This window comes from bacterium, from assembly GCA_022616075.1.
GTDB lineage: Bacteria > Acidobacteriota > HRBIN11 > JAKEFK01 > JAKEFK01 > JAKEFK01.
The window spans coordinates 1-10,831 of record JAKEFK010000359.1 but is presented as its reverse complement, the minus strand read 5'-3'; the positions used below and the strand labels follow the sequence as shown (position 1 = coordinate 10,831).

The window sequence follows — 10,831 nt, the reverse complement described above, 5'->3', positions numbered from 1 at the left end:
TTCGATATTCTGCGGTTCAATTGCATTATAATTCAAACCAAATGTCGACTGTTTTTCGAAAATTCTTTCACAAAAAACAAGAAGTTCAACGTCAGTAGTACGAGCTAAAAGTCTGATAACGTATTCTGGATCGCTTCTTCCAGAGTCGAAACGCCCAGTCTTACTTTGTCAAGGGCGGCGCGACGCAGGTCTTTCATTCCTTCACTGATCGCGATCTCTTTAATTTGATCGGCGGGCAAATCAGCAGCGATGGCTGCTTTAATTTTTCGCGTCACTTGCATAATTTCAAAGATTGCCATGCGGCCATAGAAGCCTGTATTTCCGCACGCTTCACAACCAGTTCCGCGATAGAGAGTGACCTCTTCCGCTTCGGCTTCCGTAAAACCCGCATCCACAAGCACGTTCTTATCGTAGTCGACTTCGGTTTTGCAACGCCCGCAAATCTTACGGAGGAGTCTTTGAGCAATTACCTGAAGCATGGAAGCAGAAATCAAATAGGGTTTCAACCCTAGATCAATTAAACGGCCGATCGCAGCAGGCGCGTCGTTTGTGTGAACCGTGCTCATGACAAGGTGGCCCGTGAGAGCGGCTTTGCAGCAAGTTTCGGCCGTATCTAGATCACGAATCTCCCCCACAAGGATGATGTCCGGATCCTGCCGCAAGAAGTATCTCAGCACGGTAGCAAAGGAGACACCGATCTGGTCGTTCACCTGTACCTGACAGATTCCGGGGAACATATATTCGACCGGTTCTTCAACCGTCATAATGTTGTTGGATGCTGAGTCCAGTGAATTTACAGCGGAGTAAAGTGTCGTGGTTTTTCCGCTGCCGGTTGGACCCGTGCAAAGGATCATTCCATACGGCTGATTGATTGCGCGCTTGAACATTTCAAGTTGTTGCCCATCAAAGCCGAGCTTTGTCATATCGATTTCTAAAGAAGCGCGGTCGAGGACCCGGAGCACTACCCGTTCACCAAAAACCGATGGCACTACCGAAACGCGATGATCAATGATTCTGCGTTTACCCATTCGTAGCTTTACGCGACCATCCTGCGGGCGCCGTCTTTCTGCAATGTCCATCCCCGCGATGATCTTGATGCGTGAAATCAACGCATTGCTGATCGAAATGGGAAAGCTGAAGGCCTTATGCAAAATACCATCCATCCGGTATCGAACAACAAGCTTGTTCTCCCACGGTTCGATGTGAATATCGCTTGCTCCAGTCTTAATTGCTTGACGTAAAATCATGTTCACAAGCTTGACCACCGGGGCGTCTTCAACATCCAGAGCGATCGCGGCAAGATTGGCATCGGAATCCGAGCTTACGATTTGCAACTCTTCTACAACACCCGTGACCAGAGACTCCAACTCTCCCATGTCAAAAGAAGTCTCTTCTTCAAGATCTCCAAACTCACCCTCTTCTCCTTCCATTTCGTCATCTTTGACAAAATTTCGGAAACTCAAATCGCGGCGGACCTCTATCGTTTTCTGGAAACGCTGAACCCCTTTCTCTTCCGAATAACCGTAAAGTTTTTTCCAACCTTCTCTCAACGATTTATTCGTTGTTATGAATGCTTGAATTCTCAGACTTGTAAGGAATGAAAGATCATCCAGCGCCGACATATTTGTCGGATCCAGCATCGCAACATCGAGCGTGGATCCATGCTTTCGCATCGGGCAAATGAAATAACGCTTTGCAACGTGAAAAGGAATCGACTTCTTCAGCTCTTCACTCACTTCGAATTCTTTGATTTCTTCAATTCGAAGCTGACTGCTCAGGCAACCGACGATTGCTTCTTCTGTGCAAAAACCCAACTGAATTAGAACACTCCCAAGAAACTGCTTTTTCTTATCACGCGTGGATTGTTGAATGACCAACGCCTCTTTCAGTTGTTCTTCTGTGATCACATGGTTTGAAACAAGCATTTCTCCCAGCAAGTTTCGCTGTCCCCGCACCGCGCTGCGCCGGGTGGCGGGCAAATGTGAACCGACAGTGACAGGTCCCGAGTCAACAATTTTTCCAGAATTGTTGCCGCTTTCCTGTTGCACTACATCCACAGCCATCAAAGCAGCAACGGAACGGTATACCGTGAGCTTTTCCATTCCAGAGGACTTGATCAAATCTTTCAAGCTTGACTGCTTGTTCAACAAAGCCAGCACACTTTTTTCTTCCGTTAGAAGCGTAACCCTTCGAGTTTTTTCCAGATAGTCTGGAGTGAGCCTCAATGAACCTTGCAGATCCCCCAGTGGCCGCAGAAGTAGAACAATGTTGGAGATTCTTCTCATTCCTTGAAGAATGATTTCCGGCGTATAGAGTTGATCGAAATAAATTTCAGCGTCCAGTTCCTCCAGATCCTCCAGCTCGTACTCGCCATCTTCCCAATCCACTAGAGAAAAAATGATGTCTCTTGTTTGAGACACGAGTGTATTGTTCAACACAGGTTCCTTGATTGCAGACATTCCAACCAGCACCTGGCCTAAGCGTTTATTGAGATCTTTGATTTGACCAAGGGCGATTTCAAGGTCCCAGGAGCTCACCAGATTCCGCTTTAACAAAATCTGGCCAAGCTTCTCGTTGTCCTGATTGGACTGTGCCCGGAGAATAGCGCCCTCGCGCATGAGAATCTCCTTCTCTATCTGTTTTTTTCTAAGATGGATTTTGCCAGTGCGTTTCGAGCGGTGCCAATCTACAAGAAGCTCAAGAACGTTTTTGTCACTTAAGAGTTCTGACATGGATTGCTGTTCAATATGTTGGAGGAGTTATTGCATTTCTTAATATAGCACATGGTCCTTTTCCGGCAAGTAGTCACGCATGTGTCACGACAGCCGGTAAAGAGAAATTATACAGGAGCTTTTTTGACAAATGGATATTCCGGCTGTATCTTACGAAAAAGTGATCATAAGGAAAGTAATTCGGCGCATCCCCCTTCCCCCTCGAGGAAAGATCATTCCCAAAATCCTTTTTTTTTCAGCGATTTTCGTTTTTGCGACTAGCTTTTTTTTCGTGCTTAGGACCTACCGGGACTGTTCGTCTATCGTCGAAAATCATCTGAAGAGCCAGCGATGGGCGCTCCCCTCCACTATTTACGCGGATGCCCCCTTTCTTTATCAGGGTATGCCGATGCGGAGCGCACGACTTGTGGAATATCTCGAGAGACTGAACTATCAGGCGCGAAGCAATTCCGAAGTTGGAGTCGGTGAATACAATCATAAAAAGGATGAAATCACATTCCGAAAACATTCCCTGTACGACGACGGGAAGGCAGAACCTGCAGTTTTAATCCATTTCGGGCGCGCTGCTGTCGAGCGCATTGAGAATTTAGATGCTAAGGAAGAGCTTCCGGCTTATGAACTCGAGCCGATTCCGATCAGCAATCTTTTTGGTGAGGAGTGGGAAAAGCGGACGCTCGTAAAATATGCCGATCTACCGAAACACTTGACGCAAGCTGTTCTGGCAATCGAAGACAGGCGTTTTTTCAGCCATGGAGGTGTCGATTTAAAGGCTGTTCTTCGTGCAATCTGGAACGACCTGACAAACAGAAAGCAATTGCAGGGAGGAAGCACCATAACCCAGCAGCTTGTCAAAAACTTTTATTTGACACCGGAGCGCTCGATACGCCGAAAGGCCAATGAAGCGATCATGGCCTGGATTATGGAAAGAAGATTAAAGAAAGAGGAAATCTTCGAGCTGTACCTGAACGAAATCTACCTTGGCCAGCGCGGTTCCATGAGTATCAATGGAGTAGGGGAGGCAAGTCGTTTATTCTTTCGTAAGGATGTTCAATACATTAGCGTGACGGAATCTGCTCTTCTTGCGGGGATGATTCAGGCGCCGAATATTTACAATCCCTATCGACATCCCAAGGATTCAAAGTCCCGGCGCGATACTGTTTTGCGCGCGATGAAAGAGACGGGCGCCATTACGGCAGCCGAGTATTCTCAATATATTCAAGCGCCGGTCGTGGTGCACTCTTTTGACTCGAGAATTAATCTAGCGCCCTACTTCGGCAGCATTGTGAAATCGCAGCTGCTCGAAAAATACGATCAGGAACAGATTTACACCAGGAATCTTCGAGTTTTCACAACGCTGGATCTGGAGATGCAGCAGGCGGCGGAAGAGGCGATTCGAGCAGGGTTAGAACAGATCGACAAAATCCGTTTCCCGAAAACAAAAAAGAAAGCGGAAGCATGTTTGATTGCGATCGAACCTCAAACAGGTTTTGTTCGAGCTCTTGTCGGAGGGCGAAGTTTCTCTCAGAGTCAATTCGACCGTGTGAAACAGGCGAAACGCCAGCCGGGAAGCATCTTTAAACCGGTTGTGTATGCAACGGCGTTTGAACAGTACTTCGCCAATCAGCAACGAATCTTCACGCCGGCCACGTTGATTGCTGATGAGCCCTGGACGTTTCATTTTCAGAATCAAGTGTGGCAACCCAAAAACTATGATGGGCAGTATCATGGCACCGTCACATTGCGGAATGCGCTCGCTAATTCGATGAATGTTGCTACGGCGAAACTCGCGGTGGAAGTGGGGTTGAAGGATGTTTCGCTGCTGGCGCAAAGGCTTGGCTTTGGAAATGTCAAACCCTATCCGTCTCTTTCGCTGGGGGCTTTCGAAGTCTCACCCTGGCAGGTTGCCACTGCGTACACCGTGTTTGCGAATGGCGGAGTGAAAACGGAAATCCGCGCTTTGAAGAAAGTTGCAGACGCCGGCGGAACAACATTGGAAAGAAGCCAGATTGAGGTGAAAAAGGTTTTGCGTCCGCAGACCGCTTACATCATTACGGACATGCTTACGAGTGTGTTAACGCAGGGCACAGGAAGCGCGGTGAGGCAATGGGGTTTTGTGCGCCCCGCGGCCGGCAAAACGGGAACCACAGATGAATACAGAGATGCATGGTTTGTTGGATACACGCCGAATTTACTTTGCGTTGTCTGGACAGGTTATGATGACAATACTCCGATTCGAATGACCGGCGCGCAGGCTGCCTTGCCGGTGTGGGTTCGTTTTATGAAGAAGGCCACGGAAAGTTTACCTGCGGAAGAATTCAGCAGTCCGCATGGAGTCGTAGTTCGAATGATTGATCCGGCTACCGGTGGCCTCGCCACTGAAGATTGCCCCACATCGCGACCGGAGATCTTTATCGATGGTACGGAACCGGAGGCTTGTTCTGAGCACGGTGGGAACTGGTGGAATATATTTGGATAGTATGAAAGCAAGAATCTTCATCGCATTGTTGGTTTTATTCACAATTGTTTCGTGTGCAAAGAAAAGACAGACTGATATTGAACCACCTTCTGAACCGGAGACGCCTCCTGTTTCAGAGCCGGAAGTGACAACTCCACCCCCCGTTCAACCGCCACCCGAGGTAAAACCGCCCAGGAAAACTCTGCCGCCGCCCACTCCTAAAAAAAAGGCAACGTCGCCCGGTGATGCTTCAGCGCTGAAACTGGTTGAGAGCGGCGTAAAAAAAATGAATTCAGGAGATCTGGAAGAAGCGGAACAATTCTTTGAGCAAGCTTTGAGAGTCAGCCCTAATAATGGACGTCCTTATTACTATCTCGGCGTTCTGTCGGCCAAGCAAAAAAATTACGAACGTGCCTCGGGCTTTCTTGCTCAAGCGGAGGTGCATCTGCATGGCGATCCCTTCTGGATGTCTCAGGTTTTGTTGCAGGAGGGACTGATTCTAAAAGCTCAAAATCAAAAAGGTGAAGCGATTCAAAAATTTCGCCAGGCCGTCTCGCTGGATCCTTCGAATACATGGGCCAAGGCGGAACTGGATTCGCTAAATAAGAAGTAGTTGCAGAGCATTTGCTTTTCTTGCGCTACCTTCAATCCTTGTGTAGGACTTTCTAAATGGCATGGCGTTGCGAGTTGTGTGGCAAATGCTCTGCCACTACACTCTACCGCCGTGCCAGGTAAGGTTTCGGATTCACCGGCTGTTCGTTGATTCTCACTTCGTAATGCAGATGCGGTCCTGTGCTCATTCCTGTGTTGCCCATGAGTCCGATTTTTTGACCGCGTACTACTTCTTGACCAGGTTTAACGTAAATCTTTGAAAGGTGACCGAACAACGTTGTGATACCGTTTTCATGCTCGATTTGAACCGTCAACCCAAAACTCCCGAAATAACCGGCTATCGCGATGATTCCCTGGGCTGTGGCAATTACAGGAGTACCGTAATTACCGGAGATGTCAATCCCCTGATGAAAATCAGGCAAATTGGTAAATGGGTTCATTCGCGATCCAAACGAAGAGGAAAGGAATCCGTCTGTCGGTATTAAGGAAGGAGTGCTAAACGGTTTTTCTGTCTGAATGTAGCTCTGCAAAACCTTAAGGCTTTGCTCCAGCGTTTCGGCTCTTTGTTCCAGCATCGCCAACTGTCCGGGATCCGGCGCTTGTCCCCATGTGGCGCCGCCCATTCCAATCGTGGGGGGGAGTTGCTGTTTCCTTGCAAGAGTGGGCATGCCGGAAACTGCTTTCAGTCGCGCAGATAAGCGAGTGAGCGCAGAAATTTTCCGGTTTAGCTTTTGTGCCAGAAATTCTGACTTCTTTAAACTGGCCCTCAACTCAGCATTTTCTTTGCGAACTGCTTCCGCTTGCCTTTGAGTTCTCAGATACTGCAGAATCGTTCCAACGCCGATTGCAGCGAAGATCGCAAGAACGATGAATGCATAAAATAATGTGACCGATGATATTTTGAACTTGCGAAGCGACGCATTTGCGTTCGGAACGACAAGAATGGTAAAGCGTGAGTCGCCCATCTTATCGTATCCTCCGTTGTGGTTTTCCTTTGTCCTTCCCCCTCGTCGCTGGCTCGATGAGCCGCCGAAATCCTATCATGTGCTTTTTGCTATGTCAATCCCGCCACTACAAACACCCTACACCTTTTGTAGAAGCGCGATGATTTCGAAATGATAGGTTTGGGGGAACAAGTCGAGCATGGTCATTTTTGAGATTGTGTAGAACTGCTTCAACTTTTTCACATCTCTAGCGAAGGTGCTGCAGTCGCAAGAAACGTAAGTAATCCAATCCGGTTTCTTATCTACTAGCTGTCTCACTACATTTTGATGTAATCCCGGCCGCGGCGGATCAACGATGACGGCATCCAGTTCCTGTGGAAACTTGAGATTTTCAACTCTTGCGCAAATCCAGTCAACATTTTTCAATCCAGGATGTGTTTTTGCGTGAGCGATGGCGGGCGGGTTCTCCTCACATGCAATCATTTTTTGGAACCTTCCGGCGAGGGGCGCTGTAAAGAATCCAGCTCCGCAATATAATTCAAGAGCTTTTTTGAGAACCGGGCCTTCGTAATGCGATTCTACTTCCTGGATCATCGCACGCCACATTCCGGGATTCACCTGTAGAAAAACTTGCGGATTCATCGGATAGCGATTTCCACGAAACGAGATCGAAAGTTCCTGATTTTCTAAAGAAGAGAATTGTTTTATGGCAGGTGTAAAAAACGCGGCCCGTTGTTGTTGATCGTTTTCATAACACTCAATTTCTCTGAGTCCTGGAACCGGCTGCGAGCAGACTTTTGCGCGAAGCGTCTTTAGCAAATTGTTAAGACCGGGAGTCAAACAGATACATTCGTGGACGTCGATCACGCGATTCGAGTTGGCTTCAAAGAATCCCAACCGTTTTTGGGAAGCATCGTATTTCAGTTGAGCCCTATGGCGATAACCAAAAGGTTTGCCGGTGAAGACTTGAATTTCCGGAAACTTCAAATCACTACGCCGAAGAGTCTCTTGCAGGATTTCGAGTTTTAGCTGAACTTGCTTTTCATATTGAGCATGACTCAGCTGACAACCACCGCACACGCCGAAATAGCTGCATTCCGGTGTGACACGATCAGGACTTGGCTCAACAATTTCAATGGCTACAGCTTCCTGATAGTCATTATGCTGCTTTGTTATACGGACCCGAACTTTTTCGCCAGGCAAAGTGAACGGAACAAAGGTTACTTTTTCTAAATCGCGCGAAAGACCTTTCCCGCCAAAAACAAGCTTTTCAATTTTGATAACCTTCTCATCCATTTAACTAACCGCCAAGTCGCCAATACGCCAAGTATAAAACATCTTAATTTTTCTTGGCGCTTTGGCGTCTTGGCGGTTCAAAATTAACGGCGGCTTTTGACGATCAGATCAGCGAGCAGGCCAAGAATTCCAGTTTGAACGCCCGCGAACAGGAAGATGGCGGCGGCGGTGGTGATGTTTTCGAATCTGTAGATTTCGTATCCTGCCAGAATCGCGCCGGCAAGCAGCAAGAAGAGTGCGACCGGCGCGAACACGCGCAGCGGATCAAAATACATGATCGTTCGGATCACAAGCAAAAAGAAATTGTAAGTATCTCTGATGGGCCGAATTTTCGAACGCCCCGTGCGTTTGTAATAATCCACGGGCACGTACCGGACTGCATATCCGTTGCAGAGCAAGGCAAGTGTGATCGTGGTTGTCAATGAAAAACCGGAAGGAAAAAGGTTCAAAAATCGCTGAAAGGCTGTCTTTCGGAAAACGCGAAATCCCGAATTCAAATCCGGTATGCGCGTCTGCGCCATGAAGTTTGCAACTTTGGACAGAACCCATTTTGCCGGTTTGCGAACAGCTGGAATGTTCACATCTTCCCCCGTTCTCGATCCGACAATCATTTCATAATGATCCATGTTCTCCAGTAGTTTCGGGATTTGAGCAATCGGGTATGTTCCATCTGCATCTGTGATGAGAATCCAGGGATATTGCGCTGAAAGAACTCCCGTTTTTATGGCCGCTCCGTATCCACGATTTTCCGGATGCCGGATCACGTGCACGTCTTTGTTCTGGAGAACATTTGCCGTCTGATCCGTCGATCCATCATCAACAACAATGATTTCAAAATCGATTTTCTGAGCACTGCAGACTTCGGAAATCTGTTGAACAACTTCAACGATCGCCAGCGCTTCATTGTACGCTGGAATTACGATCGAAATTGCCGCGCTTTCTGTCGATGTCATCGTTTCAGTCATAAACGGAACATTATAGCTCAGTCGCACACAAGAATTCACCGCCGAGGACGCAGAGACCGCTGAGAAAAAACTAATTTTTACTCTGCGTTCTCGGCGATCTCTGCGGTGAAAAAAGGTTGTCTGCTACTATGATATCCTTACGCAAATGGAAATCTCCGTCGGAATTTCGGGCGCAAGTGGCGCGGCCTACGCTGTGAAATTTCTCCAGGTCCTGAACTCAATGGATGAGGTGAAAAAGATCCATCTCGTCATTTCCGGGAACGGTTTCATTCTGTTAAAGCAGGAGATGTCCCTCTCACTGTCCTCCAAGAACTTTAAGGTGCATCAGCTAATTGGACAGAAGTCGGAGAAGATTCGGTATTACGACATCGTGAATTTTTACTCTCCGATTGCGAGCGGAAGTTATCCAACCGATGGAATGGTGATTATTCCCTGCAGTACAGGGACTCTTGGAGCGATTGCAGCCGGGACTTCCTCGAACTTGATGCATCGTGGCGCTGAAGTTGTATTAAAGGAGCGGAAGAAGCTTGTGCTTGTGATGCGGGAGACACCATTGTCCGAAATCCATCTGGAGAATTGTCTTCGAATCACACGCGCAGGAGGTGTAATCCTTCCCGCCTCTCCTGGTTTTTATCATCGTCCCCTGGAAATCAGCGACCTGATCGATTTCATCGTTGCCCGGGTTCTGGATCAGTTCCATCTTGCTCATAGTGTGAGTAAGCGCTGGGGAAGATAGGGACATGTTCGGAAAAGTTGCTTTGGTTCTGCGGATGATCAAAGTCGAGCATTCCGTTTTTGCCTTGCCCTTTGCAATCATTAGCGCACTCGTTGCTGCCAACGGTCTTCCTTCCTGGAGAATTCTTTTCTGGATTTTGGTCGCGATGGTTTCCGCCCGCTCCTGCGCCATGGCTTTTAACCGTTTGGCCGATTACAAATTTGACCGCTTGAATCCGCGCACAAAAAATTGGGCATTACCCTCCGGACTTCTCTCCACTCGATTCGTTTTTTTCTTCATTGTCGTTTGTTCAAGTTTTTTTGTTTTAGCGGCGTTCCAGTTGAACCATCTGGCTTTTCTGTTGTCCCCTCTTGCTCTGGCAATTATTTTCTTCTACTCCTTTACCAAACGATTCACGGCGCTCAGTCACTGGTTCATCGGGTTGGCCCTTGGAGTTGCTCCGGCCGGCGCTTGGGTAGCTGTGCGAGGAAGTCTGGATTTCCTGCCTATCTGGCTGAGTTTGGCGATACTTTTCTGGACAGCCGGTTTCGATCTGATTTATTCGTGCCAGGATGCAGAGTTTGATCGCAACCATAAACTCCATTCCATCCCATCAAGGTTCGGAATCAAAACTGCGCTGAATGTTTCCAGATTCTGTCATTGCCTGACGGTGATGTTTCTTGCAATTTTCGGATACAAAGCCGGACTCGGCTTGTGGTATTACGGGGGGGTTACGATCGTGGCCGGCCTTCTGCTCTATGAGCATACGCTGGTTTCTTCTGATGATCTGACCCGGGTGAACGAAGCCTTCTTTACAATGAACGGCCTGATCAGCGTCCTGTTGCTGATTTTTTGTTCCCTGGATTTATACTTGTAGGGGATACCTTTTTATATATAATCTCATCTCTTATGCTTACACAAAGCTACACGGGAAGTTCCAAACTGGCCGATATTGCCACAAAAGTCCATCAGGGTCTGCGTCTCGACCGTGAGGATGGAATTCGCCTCTACGAATCCAATGATTTATTGATGATCGGCCGGCTTGGGAATTTTGTCCGCGAGAAACTTCATGGCAAGAACGCTTATTTCAACGTAAACCGGCACATTGAGCC

Annotated in this window: 9 protein-coding genes; 5 read left to right on the top strand and 4 right to left on the bottom strand. The window is 47.9% G+C overall.

Annotation, left to right across the window (positions count from 1 at the left end; all coding sequences use genetic code 11):
* Positions 1–104: 104 nt before the first annotated feature.
* Positions 105–2,732, bottom strand: a complete 2,628-nt coding sequence (gene tadA, locus L0156_27390; protein ID MCI0606726.1) for a Flp pilus assembly complex ATPase component TadA — start codon at positions 2,730–2,732, stop codon at positions 105–107.
* A gap of 130 nt (positions 2,733–2,862) precedes the next feature.
* Between tadA and L0156_27385 the strand changes: the two genes are divergently transcribed.
* Positions 2,863–5,208 carry a PBP1A family penicillin-binding protein gene (locus L0156_27385; GenBank protein ID MCI0606725.1) on the top strand — a complete coding sequence of 782 codons (2,346 nt, stop codon included), beginning with the start codon at positions 2,863–2,865 and terminating at the stop codon, positions 5,206–5,208.
* Between the two features lies 1 nt (position 5,209).
* Positions 5,210–5,800 carry a tetratricopeptide repeat protein gene (locus L0156_27380; protein ID MCI0606724.1) on the top strand — a complete coding sequence of 197 codons (591 nt, stop codon included), beginning with the start codon at positions 5,210–5,212 and terminating at the stop codon, positions 5,798–5,800.
* Between the two features lie 103 nt (positions 5,801–5,903).
* Here L0156_27380 and L0156_27375 read toward each other — a convergent pair whose 3' ends face one another.
* From L0156_27375 to L0156_27365, 3 genes are all read right to left on the bottom strand, one after another.
* Complete coding sequence (locus L0156_27375) at positions 5,904–6,764, bottom strand: M23 family metallopeptidase (protein MCI0606723.1); 861 nt, start codon at positions 6,762–6,764, stop codon at positions 5,904–5,906.
* Between the two features lie 117 nt (positions 6,765–6,881).
* Positions 6,882–8,039: a class I SAM-dependent RNA methyltransferase gene (locus L0156_27370; protein ID MCI0606722.1), complete on the bottom strand. Its 1,158-nt coding sequence runs from the start codon at positions 8,037–8,039 to the stop codon at positions 6,882–6,884.
* Positions 8,040–8,122: 83 nt separating this feature from the next.
* Positions 8,123–9,004, bottom strand: coding sequence for a glycosyltransferase family 2 protein (locus L0156_27365; protein MCI0606721.1), 882 nt, complete (start codon positions 9,002–9,004; stop codon positions 8,123–8,125).
* Between the two features lie 145 nt (positions 9,005–9,149).
* On the opposite strand from L0156_27365, the gene L0156_27360 reads away from it, so the two are divergent.
* The 3 genes from L0156_27360 to L0156_27350 form a co-directional block, all read left to right on the top strand.
* On the top strand, positions 9,150–9,740 hold the full coding sequence (locus tag L0156_27360; GenBank protein MCI0606720.1) for a UbiX family flavin prenyltransferase: 591 nt from the start codon (positions 9,150–9,152) through the stop codon (positions 9,738–9,740).
* A 4-nt stretch (positions 9,741–9,744) separates the two neighbouring features.
* On the top strand, positions 9,745–10,596 hold the full coding sequence (ubiA, locus tag L0156_27355; protein ID MCI0606719.1) for a putative 4-hydroxybenzoate polyprenyltransferase: 852 nt from the start codon (positions 9,745–9,747) through the stop codon (positions 10,594–10,596).
* 32 nt (positions 10,597–10,628) lie between these two features.
* Positions 10,629–10,831 (top strand): aminofutalosine synthase MqnE (locus L0156_27350; protein MCI0606718.1); only part of this gene is annotated, 203 nt, incomplete at its 3' end.

What these genes read in the sequence shown, in the direction of transcription:
- tadA (MCI0606726.1), bottom strand. Translation starts at nt 2,732, where the DNA reads ATGTCAGAACTCTTAAGTGACAAAAACGTTCTTGAGCTTCTTGTAGAT.
- L0156_27365 (MCI0606721.1), bottom strand. Translation starts at nt 9,004, where the DNA reads ATGACTGAAACGATGACATCGACAGAAAGCGCGGCAATTTCGATCGTA.
- L0156_27385 (MCI0606725.1), top strand. Translation starts at nt 2,863, where the DNA reads ATGGATATTCCGGCTGTATCTTACGAAAAAGTGATCATAAGGAAAGTA.
- L0156_27380 (MCI0606724.1), top strand. Translation starts at nt 5,210, where the DNA reads ATGAAAGCAAGAATCTTCATCGCATTGTTGGTTTTATTCACAATTGTT.
- ubiA (MCI0606719.1), top strand. Translation starts at nt 9,745, where the DNA reads ATGTTCGGAAAAGTTGCTTTGGTTCTGCGGATGATCAAAGTCGAGCAT.
- L0156_27360 (MCI0606720.1), top strand. Translation starts at nt 9,150, where the DNA reads ATGGAAATCTCCGTCGGAATTTCGGGCGCAAGTGGCGCGGCCTACGCT.
- L0156_27375 (MCI0606723.1), bottom strand. Translation starts at nt 6,764, where the DNA reads ATGGGCGACTCACGCTTTACCATTCTTGTCGTTCCGAACGCAAATGCG.
- L0156_27370 (MCI0606722.1), bottom strand. Translation starts at nt 8,039, where the DNA reads ATGGATGAGAAGGTTATCAAAATTGAAAAGCTTGTTTTTGGCGGGAAA.